Source organism: Amycolatopsis sp. cmx-8-4 (assembly GCF_046548675.1).
In the GTDB taxonomy this organism is placed as follows: Bacteria; Actinomycetota; Actinomycetes; order Mycobacteriales; family Pseudonocardiaceae; genus Amycolatopsis.
Window position 1 is genome coordinate 1 of record NZ_JAEBDZ010000021.1, and the last position, 16,634, is coordinate 16,634.

A 16,634-nucleotide genomic window follows, 5' to 3' on the forward strand; every position below is an offset into this window, starting at 1 on the left:
GCGACCCCTTAACCGCCCCAATGTGGCGTGGGGTGCGTCCAGCGCACCCAATGTGGCGTTGGGTGCGTCCAGCGCACCCAACGCCACATTGGGGCGCTCGGGCTCAGCCCGCCGGGATCCAGTCGGGGTTCGAGGCCAGCACCGTCAGCTGCTGCGTCGCGCGGGTCAGCGCCACGTACAGCACCCGGCGTCCGGTCGTCGACTCCGTGACCAGGTCGATCGGCTCGACCAGGACCACCGCGTCGTACTCCAGGCCCTTCGAATCCAGGCTGCCCACGACCTTCAGCCGCTCGTCCACCTGGTCCGACAGCCAGCCCGCGACCTCCGGGACGCGGTCCATCGCCGTGATCACGCCGACCGTGCCCTCGACCGCGCCCAGCAGCTCCTTCACCGCCGCCTGGGTCGCCGAGGCGAGGCCGGCCGGCTCGACCGGGCGGACGTCCGGCTCGACGCCCGTCTTGCGGACCGCCACCGGCAGCTCGCCCGCCTCCGCGTGGCCGGTCACCACCTTGGCCGCCAGGTCGAAGATCTCGGCCGAGTTCCGGTAGTTCGTGCGCAGCGTGAACCGCCGCCGGGTCGTCTTGATCCCGAACGCCTGGTCGCGGGCCTGCGCCGCCTCCGCCGGGTCCGGCCAGGAGCTCTGCACCGGGTCGCCGACGACCGTCCAGCTCGCGTACTTCCCGCGCCGCCCGACCATCCGCCACTGCATCGGCGACAGGTCCTGCGACTCGTCGACGACCACGTGCGAGTACTCGTCGTAGTGCTCGGGCCGGGTGGTGCCGCCTCCGCCGCGTTCGACCTCGCCCTCGACCACCTGACGGCGCTTGCGCTTCGGCGGCGGCCCGAGCAGCACCCGCAGCTCGTCGAGCAGCGCGACGTCCGCGATCGACCAGCCCCGCGAGCGGTCCGCGAGGTCCGCGGCCAGCAGCGAGATCTCCGGCCGGTTCAGCACGCCCTTCGACGCCGCCGCCAGCCGCTTCTCCTCGCCCAGCCACTTCAGGATCTGCGCCGGGTACAGCACCGGCCACCACACGACCAGGAAGCGGTGGAACTCGATTCGCTCGCCGAGGTCGGAGACCAGGTCGGCCCGCTCGAACGGCTTGCCGTCGGCCTTCGCGTACCCCTCGGCCTTCGTCGCCAGCGCGTCCAGCAGCATCTCCGCCGCCCGGATCCGCGACCGGTTCGGCGGCGCGCCCTGCGTGTGGGCCTTGCGGCGCACCTTCTCCAGCTCGCGCGCGTCCAGCTTGAGGACCTCGCCGCGGTAGACGATCCGCATCTCCTCCGGCGCGTCCGGCGGCGTGTCGCGCAGCGCGCGCAGCAGCACCTTCCGCATCCGCAGCGAGCCCTTGATCGCGGCCAGCGGCGCCGCGTCCTGCCGCGTCGCCTCCAGGCCGTCGAGGACCTCGCCGAGCGCCCGCAGCTCGACGTTCGTCTCACCCATCGAGGGGAGGACGCGCGAGATGTAGCTGGTGAACACCCCGGACGGCCCGATCACGAGGACGCCGGCCCCGCCGAGCTGACGGCGGTGGCGGTAGAGCAGGTAGGCGGCGCGGTGCAGGGCGACGGCGGTCTTGCCGGTGCCCGGCCCGCCGGTGATCTCCGTGACGCCGCGCCACGGCGCCCGGATGACCTCGTCCTGCTCCTTCTGGATGGTCGCGACGATGTCGCGCATCTTCTCGCCGCGCGAGCGCCCCAGCGCGGCCATCAGCGCGCCCTCACCGACGATCTGCATGTCCTCGGGCACGGCGTCGGCCATCAGCACGTCGTCGTCGACGTCCAGCACGTTCTGCCCGGAGCAGCGGATCACCCGCCGGCGCACGACGTCCATCGGCTCTTCGGCGGTGGCCTGGTAGAACGCCGCCGCGGCCGGGGCGCGCCAGTCCGTGACGAGGTTGTCGAACTCGGCGTCGCGGATGCCGAGCCGGCCGACGTAGACGCGTTCGTTGTCCTCGCGCAGGTCGAGCCGGCCGAAGACCAGGCCCTCGTACTCGGCGTCGAGCGACTGGAGCGTCTGGTTGGCGTGGTACACCATCATGTCGCGCTCGAACAGCATCGACGCCTGCTCGAAGATCGCCTCGCGCTGCGCGCCCTGGCCGAGCTCGTAGCCCTTGGTGCGCATCGCCTCGGCCTGGGTCCGCAGTTCGTCCAGACGGGTGTAGACGTGATCGACGTGGGCTTGTTCGATGGCGATCTCGGCCCGTCTGACCCGAGGTTCCGACACGCATGGCTCCTTGACAGCTCTGGATCGCCTCCGAGGGCGAAGAACGACTCTACGCGTTGCGTCCGGCGGGTTCACCAATGTCCCGGCCATCCGTGCTCCGTGTCATCCCCGCACAATCAGGGGGTGACCAGGATCGTGGCCGGAACGGCGGGCGGACGGCGGCTGAAGGTGCCCCCGAAGGGCACCCGGCCGACGTCGGAACGCGTGCGGGAGGCCCTGTTCAACGCCCTCGGAACGGCCGGCGAGCTGGACGGCGCGCACGTGCTCGACCTCTACGCGGGCTCCGGCGCGCTCGGCCTGGAGGCCCTGTCCCGCGGCGCCGCCGGCGCGCTGTTCGTCGAGTCCGACCGGCGCGCCGTCGACGTCCTGCGCGGCAACGTCGCGACGGTGGGCCTGGGCGGCACGGTCCGCGCGGGCCAGGTCGAGGCGGTGGTCGCCGCGCCGGCGCCGCGGGCCTACGACCTGGTGCTCGCCGACCCGCCCTACGCCGTGGACGCCGCGGCCCTCGGCAAGGTCCTCGCGGCGCTGGCCGAGGGCGGCTGGCTCGGCGAGAGCGCACTGGTCGTCGTCGAACGCGCCGCGCGCGACGGCGAGCCGGACTGGCCGGCCGGTTTCGAGCCCTCGCGCGCGAAGAAGTACGGCGACACGGCGGTCTACTGGGCGGAATTCGCGGCTGTGGTGTGAACCACCCCGCGTGGAGCGCGCGGGCACGGTAGCGTCCGCGCCATGCGGCGTGCGGTCTGTCCCGGTTCCTACGATCCGGCCACCAACGGGCACCTCGACATCATCGAGCGGGCGAGCAGGCTGTTCGACGAGGTCGTCGTCGCGGTGGGGGTGAACAAGAGCAAGAAGGGCCTCTTCGAACTCGGAGAGCGCCTGGAGATGCTGCGCGAGATCACCTCGAAGCTGCCGAACGTGCGGATCGACTCGTGGGAGGGCCTGCTGGTCGACTACTGCCGCGACAACGACATCGCGGCGATCGCCAAGGGCCTGCGCTCGGTCAGCGACTTCGACTACGAGCTGCAGATGGCGCAGATGAACCGCGAGCTCACCGGCGTCGAGACGCTGCTGATGGCGAACAACCCGGCGTACGGGTTCGTGTCGAGCTCGCTGGTCAAGGAGGTCGCGGCCCTCGGCGGCGACATCGAGCACCTGGTGCCCGAGATCGTCTACGAGCGGCTGTCGGCGAAGTTCCCCGCGCTCGGCCGCTGACGCTCCACAAGAGACCCCCGCGCATCCGGTTCCCGTCGATCGGCCCCCTACGAACGTCGGGACTTCGGGCCGGCAGCGGCGGAGTTCACATTCCCGTCTTCTGACGATCACTCGATCGGGTTACGGTCCGAAAATGACCAACTCCCGATCTCGCCTGGTCGCGGTTGTCTTCGCGCTCCTGGCCACGCTGTCCATGGGGGTCACCGCCGCCGAGGCGGTCACCAGCGCACCCGCCGTCGCGGCGCAGAACCAGTGCGGCGACCTCGCCGGGTTCACGCACAAGGCGCTCTCGTCGCTGCCCGCCGAGGCCACGACGACCTACAACCTCATCAAGAAGGGCGGGCCGTTCCCCTACCCGCAGAACGACGGCGTCGTGTTCGACAACCGGGAGGGCATCCTGCCGTCCTGCGCGACGAGCTATTACCACGAGTACACGGTGCCGACCCCGGGCGCGAGCAACCGCGGCACGCGCCGCATCGTGACCGGTGGCGGCGGCGAGTACTTCTACACCGGTGACCACTACGCCACCTTCCAGGTCGTCGACGTCGGCGGTGGCGGCACGCCGTCGCAGTGCGGCAACCTCTCCGGCCTGGCGAAGATCGGCTACTCGCAGCTCTCGGCGGCCGCGAAGACCGTGGTGGACAACGTCCGCGGCGGCGCGTCCACCGGCACGACCTACGAGAACCGCGAAGGCGTGCTCCCGGCCTGCGCGGCGGGCTACTACAAGCTGTTCACCGTCGGCACGAACGACCGCGTGATCTCCGGCAAGGCCGGCGAGCTGGCCTACACGCCCGACCACTACGTCACCTTCAAGGCCGTCGACCTGAACTCCTGAACGCCGTGACCCCTCGTCCGTGGTCATCCGGGACACGGACGAGGGAGACCCGGCGTGACCCGCGACCAGCTCGTGCAGGTGATCACCGATCCGGCGTTCACCCGGTCGTGGAACGCGGACACGCCCGGCGCCGTGCGCCTTCACCGCTTCGGCGCCGGATGAGGGCAGACTGGTCCCAGCGACAGGGGATTGGAGTTGCCGTGTACCGGGTTTTCGAGGCGCTCGACGAGCTCGTCACCATCGTCGAGGAGGCGCGCGGCGTCCCGATGACGTCCAGCTGCGTGGTGCCCCGCGGCGACGTCCTCGAGCTCCTGGACGACGTCCGCGACGCACTGCCGGCGGAGGTCGACGACGCCCAGGACGTGCTGGACAAGCGCGACGACCTGATCCACGCCGCCCGCAAGGAGGCAGGCGAGACGGTCGCGGGGGCGAACTCCGAAGCCGAGCGCGCGATCGCCGAGGCCACCGACGAGGCCGAGCGCATCCTGGCCGACGCCCGGGCCCGCGCGGAGCAGATGCTCGCCGACGCGCACGACCAGGCCGACCGCATGGTCGCGGCGGGCCAGGCCGAGTACCAGAACCTCACCGACCGCTCTCGCGGCGAGTCGGAGCGGATGATCCAGGCCGGCCGCGACGCCTACGACCGCGCCATCGAAGACGGCCGCCTCGAGCAGTCCCGGCTGGTCGCGCAGACGGAGGTCGTCCAGGCGGCCCACGCCGAATCGGCCCGCATCGTCGACGAGGCGCACGCGGAAGCGGACCGCCAGCGCGGCGACTGCGACGCGTACGTCGACGGCAAGCTGGCGGAGTTCTCGGAGCTGCTGGCGACGACGCTGCGCACCGTCGACTCGGGCCGCAACCACCTGCGTTCCCCGGCGAACCTGCCCAACAGCGGCGGCCGCCCGACGCTCTACGACTATCAGGTGTGACGAGCCTCTCGGCCGCTTGGTGACGTGCGTGGGTGCCAGCTCGAACGGGCCGGCACCCCGTGCGTACTCTGGACGGGATGTCCGAGAACAAGACCCCCCAGCTCGATGGCCGCAGCCCATGGGTGATCGACACCCGTGAGCTCGGCCGTCACGCCGGTCTCAGCCGCGCTCTCCAGCGCAGCGTGCCGGTGGAGACGCCCCTGGGCGTCCCCGATGTCATCACCATCGACGCCGGCTCCGAGCTCCGGCTCGACCTGCTGCTCGAGTCCGTCGTCGAAGGTGTGCTCGTCAGCGGCACCGCGACGGCGACCGCGAAGGGCAACTGCGCGCGCTGCCTCGACCCGGTGACCGAGGAGGTCGAGGTCGAGGTCCAGGAGCTGTTCGCCTACCCGGGATCGGTCACCGAGGAGACCACCGACGAGGACGAGATCCCGCGGCTGGTCGACGACCGCATCGACCTCGAGCCGACCGTCCGCGACGCCGTCGTCCTGGCGCTGCCCTTGGCGCCGCTGTGCACCGAAGACTGCGCCGGGCTCTGCATCGGCTGCGGCGTCAAGTGGGCCGATCTCGAGCCCGGACACGGGCATGAGAAGATAGACCCTCGGTGGGCCGCACTGGTCGAGCGCTTCGACGAGAATGCGGGCGAAAAGCCTGCGCAGGACCCCGCTGAGCAAGAGCAAGCCTGACGAGCGTCCAGCTCGTCGGTGAGGAAAGTTCGCTCGCACCGCGAGCAGACCGTCTTAAGGAGATCTACTCGTGGCCGTCCCGAAGCGGAAGATGTCGCGATCCAACACGCGCGCCCGCCGCAGCCAGTGGAAGGCGGCTCCGGTTCAGCTGGTGCCCTGCTCCAACCGCGCCTGCAAGCAGCCGAAGCTCCAGCACATCGCGTGCCCGTCGTGCGGCCAGCACAACGGCCGCCAGGTCGTCGAGCCCGCCTGATCGGGTAGCCGACATGGGGGGCAAGACGCCCGGGGGACCACCAGCCGATTCGGCGGCGTTGCTCGAAGCGCTCGGGGTCACACTCGGCCCCGAGTTACTCGTTCTGTCGCTGACCCACCGTTCGTACGCGTACGAAAACGGGGGCCTGCCGCCGAACGAGCGGCTGGAGTTCCTCGGTGACGCCGTGCTCGGCCTGGTCGTCACCGATCACCTGTACAACACACACCCCGACCTGCCCGAAGGTCAGCTCGCGAAGCTCCGTGCCAGCGTCGTCAACATGCACGCGCTGGCCCGGGTCGCGCGCGGGCTGGGCGAGGGCGGGCTCGGGGCGCACCTGTTGCTGGGCAAGGGCGAAGAGCTCACCGGCGGCCGGGACAAGGCGAGCATTCTCGCCGATGGCCTGGAGGCGGTGATCGGTGCCGTCTACCTCGCGCACGGCATCGAGATCGCCCGCAAGCTCGTGCACCACCTCTTCGACGGGCTGCTCGCCGAAGCTCCGCTGCGCGGTGCCGGTCTCGACTGGAAGACCAGCCTGCAGGAGCTGACGGCGTCGGCCGGTCTCGGTGTGCCCGAGTACCGCGTCGAGGACACGGGCCCGGACCACCGCAAGGAGTTCACGGCCACCGTCCTCGTCGGCGGCCGTCCCCTCGGCACGGGTTCGGGTTCGACGAAGAAGGAAGCCGAGCAGAAGGCCGCCGAGACGGCTTGGCGCTCGCTGTCCGCCGAACTCGAGGCCGAGAAGAAGGACACTGGCGAGGACGCCTGAAGTTCGCGTCCCCGACCGGAACGATCCGCCTGTAGCCCAGAGGCGTTCGTGGCGTCCGCCACGAATCCTCCGGGAGACAGGCGGATTTTCTTTGTCTCCGCACCGCCCCCGCGAAAACTGTCGTACCCCCCGGGCACAATGACGTCATGCCCGAACTCCCCGAGGTCGAAGTCGTCCGCGTGGGCCTGCAAGCGCACGTCGCCGGCCGGACCGTGCGCGAGGCCGAGGTCCTGCACCCGCGGGCGATCCGCCGGCACGTGCCGGGTGCGGACGACTTCACCCGGCGGCTCAAAGGCGTCCGCGTCGAAGCCGCGCGGCGGCGGGGCAAGTACCTGTGGCTGGAGCTGTCCGACAAGGAAGCCGTCGTCGCCCACCTCGGGATGAGCGGGCAGATGCTCGTCCAGCCCGAAGACGCGCCGGACGAGAAGCACCTGCGCGTCCGGCTGCGCTTCGACGACGACGGGCCGGAGCTGCGTTTCGTCGACCAGCGCACCTTCGGCGGCCTGGTGCTCGACGACCTGACCGACATCGGCGAGCGCGTGCTGCTGCCCGGCACGATCGCGCACATCGCGCGCGACCCGATGGACCCGGCGTTCGACCTCGACACGGCCGTCAAGGCCCTGCGCTCCCGCCGCACCGAGATCAAGCGCGCCCTGCTCGACCAGACCCTGGTTTCGGGCATCGGCAACATCTACGCCGACGAAGCGCTGTGGCGCGCGAAGCTGCACTGGGCGCGGCAGACGGAGAAGCTCACCGTCGCGAAGTGCCGAGAACTGCTGTCCGCGGCGTCGGACGTGATGAACGCGGCGCTGGGCCAGGGCGGCACCTCGTTCGACGCGCTGTACGTCAACGTCAACGGGCAGTCGGGTTACTTCGACCGTTCGCTCGACGCGTACGGCCAGGAGGGCCTGCCGTGCCACCGCTGCGGCTCGCCGATCCGGCGGGAGCCGTTCATGAACCGGTCGTCGTTCTCGTGCCCGCGGTGCCAGCCCCGGCCGAGGGCGAACTCGCGTTGATAAAAGGTGTTCGCCTTTCAGCTAGGATGAATACGCCTGGTAGCTGAGGGAGTGCAACGTGGTCAAGGAGCCCGGCAAGTCGACGCTGGCCGACAAGGTCGACCAGCTGTTCCACGTGGTCCGCAGGCCCGATCGGGAGCCGTACAGCAACGAGGAGGTCGCGACGGCTTGCCGCGAGGCCACGGGCGAGAGCTTCTCGACGACCTACCTGTGGCAGCTGCGCACCGGCCGGCGCACCAACCCGACCAAGCGCCACCTGGAAGCACTGGCCCAGTTCTTCGGCGTCCCCCCGGCATACTTCTTCGACGACGAGCAGAGCCGCAAGATCGCCGACGAGCTGGCTTTGCTGGGCGCCCTGCGCGACGCCGGTGTCCGTGACCTGGCCCTGCGAGCGGTGACACTGTCCGCCGACGGCCTGGACACGATCAGCGACATGATCGACGCGATCGCCCGCCGGGAAGCAAGCCGCGGCCCGAAGAAAGACAGCTGACCCGCCCGCGAGGCCGCGAGACCACACTTCGGCGTCGCCTTGGGAACGAGCCGCCGGGCGCACTTCGGGTGCCGTGAGGCGGTCGTGACGCGTCGCCACCCGTGCAGCGAGGCCACTCGCGCGTCGAGATGGAAGAAAGTCGACGCGGCATCACCCCCGCCCGGGCACACTTCGGGTCTCGCGGTGAGGTGAGAACTGACGTGGTGGCCCCGAGGCACCCGTTGTCGCGGTAGGTTCGCGGGGTCGGCATGGCGGTGCGGACGAAAACCGGATTCTGGAGCGGGCTCGCCATCGCCCGACGGGACGAATCCGGCCGTGGCGGCGTGATGCGAGGAGAGCTGACGTGGCGGAACGACCATCTCGGCGCTCCGCGCGGAGACCGGGCCGCGCGTTGTGGCGGCGGGCCCGTGAGGTCGCCGACGCCGTCAACCTTCCCGAGCCGTTCGATGCCGAGGCCTTCGTCGCCGGCTTGGCCGCCGTGCGCGGACGCCCGATCGAGCTGATGCCGGTCAGCGCCCCCGAAGGCGCGCCGTGCGGGCTGCTGATGAGCACCGAACGCGCCGACTACATCCTCTACCCAACCACCACGACCGCCCTGCACCGGCGGCACATCCTGCTGCACGAGGTCGGGCACCTGCTGTGCGGGCACACGGGTTCCGGCGCCGGCGCCGACGGCGCGGCCATCGACGCCGCCGCGGGCCGGCAGCTGATGCCGAACCTCTCGCCCGAGCTGGTCCGGCGGGTCCTGGGCCGCACCACCTACACCGAGGTCGAGGAGCGCGAGGCGGAACTGGTCGCGACGTTGCTCGCCCAGCGCGTCGTGCGGCCCGAAGAGCCGCGCGAACCGGCGGCCGACGTCCCGGACGGCGTGCGACGCTTCGATTCGCTGTTCGGCCCCCGCCGTACGCCGTGATCGAGACCCTGGCCTATCACCTGTGCCTGGTGGGATTCGCCGGGTTCGGGTACAAGCTCGTCGAGGCGCGCCGCAGCCAGCCGGTGCGCACCATGTGGTTCCTCGCCGGGTTCGGCATCTGCATCGCCGCCGGGATCGTCGTGCTGACCCCGGCGATGGAGGCCCTCGTCGGCCAGGGCCCGGTGTTCGACTGGGTCGCGCCACTGGCGGGTGACGAGCTGAAGTTCGCCGCGATCGGCTTCGCGGTCGCCTTCAGCCAGTCGGTGTGGCGCGGCGAAGGCGCCCGGCTCGCCCCGCACGCGCTGTTCACCGGCGCGGCGATGGTGCTGCTCGCGGTGTGTTACGCGCTGTCCGGGCCGGAACGCGACGGCGACGACATGGTCGTTTCCAAAGCCGGTCTGCCGTTCGCGCTCGCCAACCAGGGCGTGTTCCTGGCCTACGGCCTGATCAGCCTCGGCCTGCTGATCACGGTGTTCGTCCGCAGCGCGTGGCACGCGGAGCCGGGCCCGCTGCGTGCCGGGCTCTGGCTGCTGGTGGTCGGGGTGGGCGCCGCGTTCGCCTGGACGTTCTGGGACGTCGACGACGTCCGCCAGCTGCTCCGGACCGCACGGATCGGCGCCCGCGAGGACGTGCTGTCCTCGGTCCTCGCGGCGACGACGGTCAGCTTCCTCACCGCCGGGGCGACGCTGAGCGCGTGGTCGCCGGCGGTGTCGTCGGTGCTCGGCCGGGTGCGCGCGTACCGGGCGTACCGCCGCATCGAGCCCCTGTGGACGGCCTTGCACGCGGCCGTCCCGGGCATCGCGCTCAACCCCGGCCACGAGCTGACGAGCGGCCCCGAGTTCGCGCTGTACCGCAGGGTGATCGAAATCCGCGACGGTCACCTGGCCCTGCGCGCCCACTTCGACCCGCAGCTCCCGGCCCGCGCGGAGGAGGAAGCCCGCCGCGCGGGAGTCCCCGAAGCCGACGTCGCGGCAACGGTGGAAGCGGTCACCCTGGCGGCGGCGATCGAGGCGGAGCGCACCGGCCGCAAGTTCGCCCCGGCCGACGAGGAGCCGAAGCACATCGCCGACGCGGACGCGGACGTCCAAGCCGAGGCGGCCTGGCTGGTCCGGGTAAGCCGAGCTTGGCGCCGCAACGCCCTGCTGAACGAGGTCCGGAGAGCACTCAGCTGACCCCGCCGCTCGCTGGTTCCAGTCGCGGGTTCCGACCGAACCCGCTTCGGGTCGCGGTGCTCAGCTGACCCGCCACGTGTCGCCAGCTGGCTCGACTTGCCGGTTCCAGCCGAACCACGTTCGGACAGCGGCACTCAGCTGTCCTGCCGCTTGTCGTCCGCTGGCTCCGGTCGTGGGTTCCGACCGGACCAAGTTCGGGTCGCGGTGCTCAGTTGACTCCGCCTCGTGTCGCTCGCTGGCTCCGGTCGCGGGTTCTGTCCGGACCAGGTTCGGACCGAGGTGCTCGGCTGACCTATCGCCTGTCGCCCGCTGGCTCCCGTCGCTGGTTCCGACCGAACCCGGTTCGGGCTGCGGTGCCCGGCCGACCCCGCCACGTGTCGCTCGCTGGCTCCGGTCGCCGGTTCACATCGAACAAGGTTCGGGTCGCGGTGCTGAGCTGTTCCGCTGCCTGTCGCCAGGCGGCTCCGGTCGCCGGTTCCGACCGAATCCGGTCCGGACCGCGCCGCTCAGCCGACCCGCCTCCTGTCGGCTCCAGCCACGCCAGTCTCCGCTGAACCAGGTTCGGTCAGCCGCGCTCAACTGACCCGCCACGCGCGGTGTCGACTCGGCCCCAGCGACGGGTGCCGCCGAACGAGGTCCAGGCCGTGCACTCGGCCGCGGGTGTCGGCTTCGGTCCTGGTCATGGGGTGCTGCCGACCCGACTCCGAACCGGAGCGTTCGCCTGCCCGGCCCCAGCCACGCCGCCCGCCGCCGAGCCGGGACAGCCGCGCCCAGCGGGCTTGCCGCCTGCCGGCCCAAGCCGAACCGGTCCCGGGAACCGGGTTCGGCGCCGCGCCCGGCCCGCCGTGGCTCAGGGGTAGCGGGCGCCGTTCACCGTCACCCGCAGCGTGTACAGCGAGCTCGACGCGGTGATGAACAGTTCGTTCCTCCTCTCGCCGCCGAACGTGAAGTTCGAGCAGACCTCCGGCATCCGGAGCTTGCCGATGCGGGTGCCGTCCGGGGCGAAGCAGTGCAGGCCGTCGTGCGCCGCCGCCCAGACGTTGCCCTCGCTGTCGACCCGTACGCCGTCGAAGCCGCCGCTGTCGCAGGTTCCGAAGATCCCGCCGCCCGTCAACGTGCCGTCGGCGCGGACGTCGAACACCCTGATGTGGCTGGGTTCCTGGCGCGTGTCGGCGATGTGCAGCAGCGACTCGTCGGCCGAGAAGGCGAGCCCGTTCGGCCGGGAGAAGTCGTCGGCGACGATGCGCACCTCGCCGTCCGCCGGGTCGACGCGGTACACGTGGCACGCGCCGATCTCGCTCTCCGCGCGGTAGCCCTCGTAGTCGCTGTCGATGCCGTAACTCGGGTCGGTGAACCAGATCGAGCCGTCGGAGTGCTCGACGACGTCGTTGGGGCTGTTCAGCTTCTTCCCCTGAAAGTGTGACGCGAGCACGGTGACCGACCCGTCGTGCTCGGTGCGTGTCACCCGCCGGGGACCTTGCTCGCAGCTGATCAGCCTGCCTTGCCGGTCGACCGTGTGCCCGTTCGCGTAGCCCGAAGGCTGCCGGAAGACGCCGACCTGGCCGGTCGTCTCGTCCCAGCGCAGTGTGCGGTCGTTCGGGATGTCGCTGAACACCAGGTAGCGCCCGGCCGGGAAGTACGCCGGTCCCTCGGTCCAGCGGCAGCCGGTGTGCAGGCGCTGCATCCACTCGTCGCCGTTGACGCGGGCGAACCGCTCGTCGAGCACCTGGAAGTCCGCCTTGACCAGATCCATCTCTCACCTCCCGTGTCCGAATCTCATCCTGCCTCGATCATGGTACACCGAACCTGGTATGGTCAAGAGGTGGATGACGTGGATCGGAAATTGCTGGCGGAACTCCAGCGGGACGCGGCTCAGGTGTACACCGCGCTCGGCCGCGCGGTCGGGCTCTCGGCCGGCGCGGCCCACGAGCGCGTGCGCAAGCTGCGCGAACAAGGCGTGATCCGGCGGACCACCGTGGAGGTCGAACCGGCCACGGTCGGCCGCGGGGTCGCGGCGTTCGTCCTCGTCGAAGCCAACGCCTGGATGGGGGACAGCTCGGTGAAGGCCGCCCTCGAAGCGCTGCCTGAGGTCATCGAGGCGCACGTCGTCGCGGGTCCGGCGTCGCTGCTGGTGAAGGTGCGGACGGCGTCGACCGAGGAACTGCAGGCGGCGCTGCGGCGGCTGTTCACGATCGACGGCGTCACCGGGACGCAGACGATCGTCGTGCTGGAGTCCTTCTTCGAGCGGCCGGTCGACCCCGGTTGACCTCGCGACGCCCCTCCGCCGTGCACACTACTGCGCAATGCGTGGTACCTTCCTAAGCGTACGACTGGAGGGTGCAGTGGAGATCAGTCAGCTGCTCAAGGGTGTGCTTGACCTCGCCGTCCTCGCGGTGCTCCGCGAGGAAGACGGTTACGGGTACGACGTCCTGCGAAGACTCAGGGCGTCGGGCCTCGAAGAGGTGGGGGACGCGTCGGTGTACGGGACGTTGCGCAGGCTCTACAAGGCCGGCCTGCTCACCTCGTACGTGGTGCCCAGTGAAGAGGGGCCGCACCGCAAGTACTACAGCCTGAACGAGCCGGGCCGACTCCGCCTGGCGGAGTCGGGCAAGACCTGGCACAGCTTCGCTTCGACGATGAACGTGCTTTTGGGAGAGGCAGCATGAGCGACAAGCCGACCGCCGTGCGGGTGTATCTGGCGCGGGTCCGGACCGCGCTCGCCGACCTGCCCGCGAGCGAGATCGAAGAAATCCTCGAAGACGTCCGCCCGCACCTGGCGGAGCTGGAGGCCGACCTGGGGGAGGGCGCGCGCGTCGAGGCCCTCATCGAACGCCTCGGCACGCCCGAGAGTTACGCCGCCGAGCTGCGGGCGTCCGGTGGGTACCCGCCGCCGTCGGAGGGGGCGGCCACGGTGCCGGCCGCGGCGCCGGCGTCGCCGAGCCTGCTGAAGCCGCGGATCGCGTTGTGGGGCTTGATGATCAGCGCGGCGGCGCTCACGCTGATCGCCTTCGCCGCCGCCATCAACGTCGAGCCCGACGCGCTGATCGCCATCGTGCTGCCCGCGCCGGTGTTCCTGATCAGCCTGGCGCTCCTGCTGCGCGGAGGCGTCGAGCCGGTGCTGGCGCTGCCGGAAATGGCACGGCTGCGCACGTCGCTGGGCCGGCTCCGCGAGCAGGAGGAAGGCGGTAAGGCGCTGCGCTACCTCGGTTCGCTGAGGCCCGCGTGGTGGGTGCTGTGCGCCCTCGCGCTGCTCACGTTCGGGGTGCTGCTCATGCTCCGGCACCGGCAAGCCGTGCTGCTGCTGCCGTTCCTGCTCGTCGCGGGCGTCGCGGCGGTGTGGGCCGGGCCGCGGTTGCGCACCGACCGGCGGCTCCTGTGGGTGGCCGTGCCGGTTTCGGCGTTCGTCATCGGCGGGGCGCTGGGCGGGTTCGGTGCCGCGGTCGACCTCATTTCGAACCGCAACGCCTACCAGAGCGCGTCGCCGTACTACCAGTCGTCGTCCGACCAGTACGGCAACGACCAGCTGACCTACGGCGGACAGTCGGTCGGCAACGTCTACGCCTTCGACGCCGAGGGCAAACCGCTGACGGAGGTCTACCTCTACGACGAGGAGGGCCGGCCGATCACGGTGACCCGCTACGGCTGCGAGCGCTCGTCCGGCACCAAGGAGAAGATCGGGTCGGACAACCGGTTCCCGCGGCCGCGGATCCAGCTGGGCGTCACCGACGACCAAGGCAACTTCGACGGCTACAACGGTTACCGCTCCGCCTGCCGCGAAGACCCGAACGTGCCGTTCAGCGCGGCGATCCCGAAGGTGACGACGCCATCCACGGCGTCGCCTACGACGCCACCTTCACCCAGTGCTCCTTCGTCGACGTCGGCGCCCACGGCGCCACCCACGACGACGCCGACGAGGTAGGGGGAGCGGACGCCAGGAGCGGAGGTCGGGGCCGCTCCTGGCGTTCACCCGATCCGAACCTGCCCGAAACGTGCCGCGAACGCGGGTGTGGTGATCTGGGTGGGTGCCGGCACTCACGGGGATCGGGGCGGACACCTTCGCCCCACGGATACGGGTGGTCCACGGGTACGAGCGTGCCTACCGGATGGCCGGGCGCGGGCCGGCCCTGCTGTTCCTGCACGGCATCGGCGACGACTCGTCGACCTGGCTGGACCTGCTGGCCTCGCTGTCCGGCGACTACACGGTGATCGCGCCGGACCTGCTCGGCCACGGCGCGTCGGCCAAGCCGCGCGCGGACTACTCGGTCGCCGCCTACGCGTGCGGCATGCGGGACCTGCTGACGACTTTGGACATCGACCGCGTGACGGTGGTCGGGCACTCGCTCGGCGGCGGCGTCGCGATGCAGTTCGCGTACCAGTTCCCGGAGCGCTGCGAGCGGCTGGTGCTGGTGGGCTCGGGCGGGGTCGGCGCGAGCGTCCACCCGCTGCTGCGCCTGGCGGCGGCGCCCGGCGCGGGCCTGGTGATGCCGTTGCTGGGGACCAAGCCGGCGCTGGCCGCGATGCGCGGGTTCGCCGAGCTGCTGCGGATTTCCGAGGGTCTCGGGCTCGGCCCGGACCTCGACTACGTGCTGACGCGCTACGTCCGCCTGCTCCAGCCGAGCAGCCGCACGGCGTTCCTGCGGACACTCCGCTCGGTCGTCGACTGGCGCGGCCAGGTCGTCAACATGCTCGACCGGTGCTACCTGACCGAGGGCATCCCGACGCTGCTGGTGTGGGGCACGGACGACGTCGTCGTGCCGAGCGGCCACGCGCTGCGCGCCCACCAGGCGATGCCGGGCAGCAAGCTGGTGCTGTTCGAGGGCGCCGGGCACTTCCCGCACCGCTCCGACCCGAAGCGGTTCCTGGAGATCCTGCGCGAGTTCCTGACGACGACCCCGGCGGCGCACCACGACCGTTCCCGCTGGGGTGACCTGCTGCGCTCGGGCCGCCCGGCGGACCTGCCGGACCCGGAGGACGTCCCCGGCACCCCGACGGTCTCGTCGGGCACCTGAGCAGCCCCCGTTTCCACGCTACCGGCGGGCACCGACAGTCCCGGGTGGCCGCGGTCGGGTCCCGGCGGTTCGGTGCCGTTTGCGTCCGGAAGTCGCCGTTGGCGCGTGCTCGCGGCCTGGGGCTGGAGTCGCTGGGCGAGCGCGGATAACCTGCGGACCGCGGAGCTGATGGGCGTGCCGCCGTTTGGGGCCGGAAGTCGCTGGGCGAGCGCGCACGACCCGCGGAGCCGATGACCGCCCCGCCGCTGGGGGCCGGAATCCACCGTCGGCGCGAGCCCGCCGCCGTGCTCGGCAGCCGTTCAACGGGGTGCGAACGGTCGAACGCGGCACCGGTCGGCGCCGGCGCGCAGGTGGGGGACGGGTGAGCTGATCGAGCACCCCCTGAATTCCCACGTTACCGGCGGACACCGACAGTTCCGGGCGGGAGCGACCCCGGGGACGCGCCGAAGGTCACCTGCCGAGGGGACGCCGAAGGCCACCTCCCGAGCGGGGAAGTGGCCTTCGAAGGAAACCCGTCAGTGGCCGAACGCGCTTCGCGCGGCCAGGTCGGCCAGCAGCGCACGTCCCTTCTCCGCGTTGCGAGGCTGGGACAGGACGTCGTACCTGCGGGCGACCAGCTGGCTCTGGGAGATGAACCCGCGCTTGTTGCGGTTCGTCGCGTAGCCCAGAGCGCCGAACAGCAGGTTGAACCCCAGGCCGGCGATCAGGCCGATCGCGATCGGGACCAGGCCGGCGCCCGGGTTGAGCAGGCTCAGCACCAGGCCGAGGAACAGGCCGAACATCGCGCCGGACATCGCCGCGCTGCCCAGGACCTTGCTCCACGACATCTTGCCCGCGATCCGCTCGACGAGCAGCGGTTCGACACCCACGATCGTGACGTCGGTGACCGGGAAGTCCGTGCCCGCGAGGTGGTCGACCGCGCGCTGTGCCTGCTCGTAGGACTCGTACGAACCGATCGGCCAGCCCGTGGGCAGGGTCGGCAGCTGAGGCCGGGCCTGTTGCTGTTGCCCGATCGTGCTCTGCGTGAATGCTGTGGTCATCGATCTCACCTCTCTTGCCCCGTACAACGTGGGAGTACCCCGGATTCCTCCCGGTCGGACGGGATTCACAGACTCTTCTCAGCCGGGCATCC

The 16,634-nt window shown here is 71.1% G+C and carries 18 protein-coding genes; 15 read left to right on the plus strand and 3 right to left on the minus strand.

What is annotated here, in order from left to right:
* Window positions 1-103: 103 nt before the first annotated feature.
* Window positions 104-2,221, minus strand: coding sequence for a HelD family protein (locus ACLJQZ_RS34320; protein WP_410624086.1), 2,118 nt, complete (start codon window positions 2,219-2,221; stop codon window positions 104-106).
* Between the two features lie 123 nt (window positions 2,222-2,344).
* Between ACLJQZ_RS34320 and rsmD the strand changes: the two genes are divergently transcribed.
* From rsmD to ACLJQZ_RS34375, 11 genes are all read left to right on the plus strand, one after another.
* Window positions 2,345-2,905, plus strand: a complete 561-nt coding sequence (gene rsmD / locus ACLJQZ_RS34325; protein ID WP_326947031.1) for a 16S rRNA (guanine(966)-N(2))-methyltransferase RsmD — start codon at window positions 2,345-2,347, stop codon at window positions 2,903-2,905.
* A gap of 42 nt (window positions 2,906-2,947) precedes the next feature.
* Window positions 2,948-3,433, plus strand: coding sequence for a pantetheine-phosphate adenylyltransferase (gene coaD, locus ACLJQZ_RS34330; RefSeq protein ID WP_247062151.1), 486 nt, complete (start codon window positions 2,948-2,950; stop codon window positions 3,431-3,433).
* Between the two features lie 133 nt (window positions 3,434-3,566).
* The gene (locus tag ACLJQZ_RS34335; protein WP_410624089.1) at window positions 3,567-4,268 is read left to right on the plus strand and encodes a ribonuclease domain-containing protein; all 702 of its coding nucleotides are present in this window, start codon (window positions 3,567-3,569) and stop codon (window positions 4,266-4,268) included.
* A gap of 200 nt (window positions 4,269-4,468) precedes the next feature.
* Window positions 4,469-5,197, plus strand: a complete 729-nt coding sequence (locus tag ACLJQZ_RS34340) for a DivIVA domain-containing protein (RefSeq protein WP_410624090.1) — start codon at window positions 4,469-4,471, stop codon at window positions 5,195-5,197.
* 77 nt (window positions 5,198-5,274) lie between these two features.
* Window positions 5,275-5,883: a YceD family protein gene (locus ACLJQZ_RS34345; RefSeq protein WP_410624092.1), complete on the plus strand. Its 609-nt coding sequence runs from the start codon at window positions 5,275-5,277 to the stop codon at window positions 5,881-5,883.
* A gap of 70 nt (window positions 5,884-5,953) precedes the next feature.
* Window positions 5,954-6,136 (plus strand): 50S ribosomal protein L32, encoded by a 183-nt coding sequence (gene rpmF, locus ACLJQZ_RS34350; protein ID WP_247062158.1) that lies wholly within the window; start codon window positions 5,954-5,956, stop codon window positions 6,134-6,136.
* Window positions 6,137-6,149: 13 nt separating this feature from the next.
* Window positions 6,150-6,902 carry a ribonuclease III gene (gene rnc, locus ACLJQZ_RS34355; protein WP_410624094.1) on the plus strand — a complete coding sequence of 251 codons (753 nt, stop codon included), beginning with the start codon at window positions 6,150-6,152 and terminating at the stop codon, window positions 6,900-6,902.
* Window positions 6,903-7,048: 146 nt separating this feature from the next.
* Window positions 7,049-7,918: a bifunctional DNA-formamidopyrimidine glycosylase/DNA-(apurinic or apyrimidinic site) lyase gene (gene mutM / locus ACLJQZ_RS34360; protein WP_410624096.1), complete on the plus strand. Its 870-nt coding sequence runs from the start codon at window positions 7,049-7,051 to the stop codon at window positions 7,916-7,918.
* 58 nt (window positions 7,919-7,976) lie between these two features.
* Complete coding sequence (locus ACLJQZ_RS34365; protein WP_410624098.1) at window positions 7,977-8,408, plus strand: helix-turn-helix domain-containing protein; 432 nt, start codon at window positions 7,977-7,979, stop codon at window positions 8,406-8,408.
* 391 nt (window positions 8,409-8,799) lie between these two features.
* The gene (locus tag ACLJQZ_RS34370; protein WP_410624307.1) at window positions 8,800-9,321 is read left to right on the plus strand and encodes a hypothetical protein; all 522 of its coding nucleotides are present in this window, start codon (window positions 8,800-8,802) and stop codon (window positions 9,319-9,321) included.
* On the plus strand, window positions 9,318-10,493 hold the full coding sequence (locus ACLJQZ_RS34375; protein ID WP_410624100.1) for an MAB_1171c family putative transporter: 1,176 nt from the start codon (window positions 9,318-9,320) through the stop codon (window positions 10,491-10,493). The genes ACLJQZ_RS34370 and ACLJQZ_RS34375 overlap by 4 nt, the downstream gene beginning before the upstream one ends.
* A gap of 850 nt (window positions 10,494-11,343) precedes the next feature.
* Here the strand turns inward: ACLJQZ_RS34375 and ACLJQZ_RS34380 are convergent.
* The gene (locus ACLJQZ_RS34380) at window positions 11,344-12,246 is read right to left on the minus strand and encodes an SMP-30/gluconolactonase/LRE family protein (protein ID WP_410624101.1); all 903 of its coding nucleotides are present in this window, start codon (window positions 12,244-12,246) and stop codon (window positions 11,344-11,346) included.
* Between the two features lie 78 nt (window positions 12,247-12,324).
* Between ACLJQZ_RS34380 and ACLJQZ_RS34385 the strand changes: the two genes are divergently transcribed.
* From ACLJQZ_RS34385 to ACLJQZ_RS34400, 4 genes are all read left to right on the plus strand, one after another.
* Window positions 12,325-12,759 (plus strand): Lrp/AsnC family transcriptional regulator, encoded by a 435-nt coding sequence (locus tag ACLJQZ_RS34385; RefSeq protein ID WP_410624103.1) that lies wholly within the window; start codon window positions 12,325-12,327, stop codon window positions 12,757-12,759.
* A 76-nt stretch (window positions 12,760-12,835) separates the two neighbouring features.
* Window positions 12,836-13,159, plus strand: a complete 324-nt coding sequence (locus ACLJQZ_RS34390) for a PadR family transcriptional regulator (RefSeq protein WP_323331770.1) — start codon at window positions 12,836-12,838, stop codon at window positions 13,157-13,159.
* Entirely contained in the window at window positions 13,156-14,412 is a 1,257-nt protein-coding gene (locus ACLJQZ_RS34395) for a DUF1700 domain-containing protein (RefSeq protein ID WP_410624105.1), read from the plus strand. The genes ACLJQZ_RS34390 and ACLJQZ_RS34395 overlap by 4 nt, the downstream gene beginning before the upstream one ends.
* A gap of 184 nt (window positions 14,413-14,596) precedes the next feature.
* Window positions 14,597-15,502 carry an alpha/beta fold hydrolase gene (locus ACLJQZ_RS34400; RefSeq protein WP_410624308.1) on the plus strand — a complete coding sequence of 302 codons (906 nt, stop codon included), beginning with the start codon at window positions 14,597-14,599 and terminating at the stop codon, window positions 15,500-15,502.
* A 515-nt stretch (window positions 15,503-16,017) separates the two neighbouring features.
* On the opposite strand, the gene ACLJQZ_RS34405 is transcribed toward ACLJQZ_RS34400, so the two are convergent.
* Window positions 16,018-16,542, minus strand: a complete 525-nt coding sequence (locus tag ACLJQZ_RS34405) for a general stress protein (RefSeq protein ID WP_326947039.1) — start codon at window positions 16,540-16,542, stop codon at window positions 16,018-16,020.
* Window positions 16,543-16,634 lie beyond the last annotated feature (92 nt).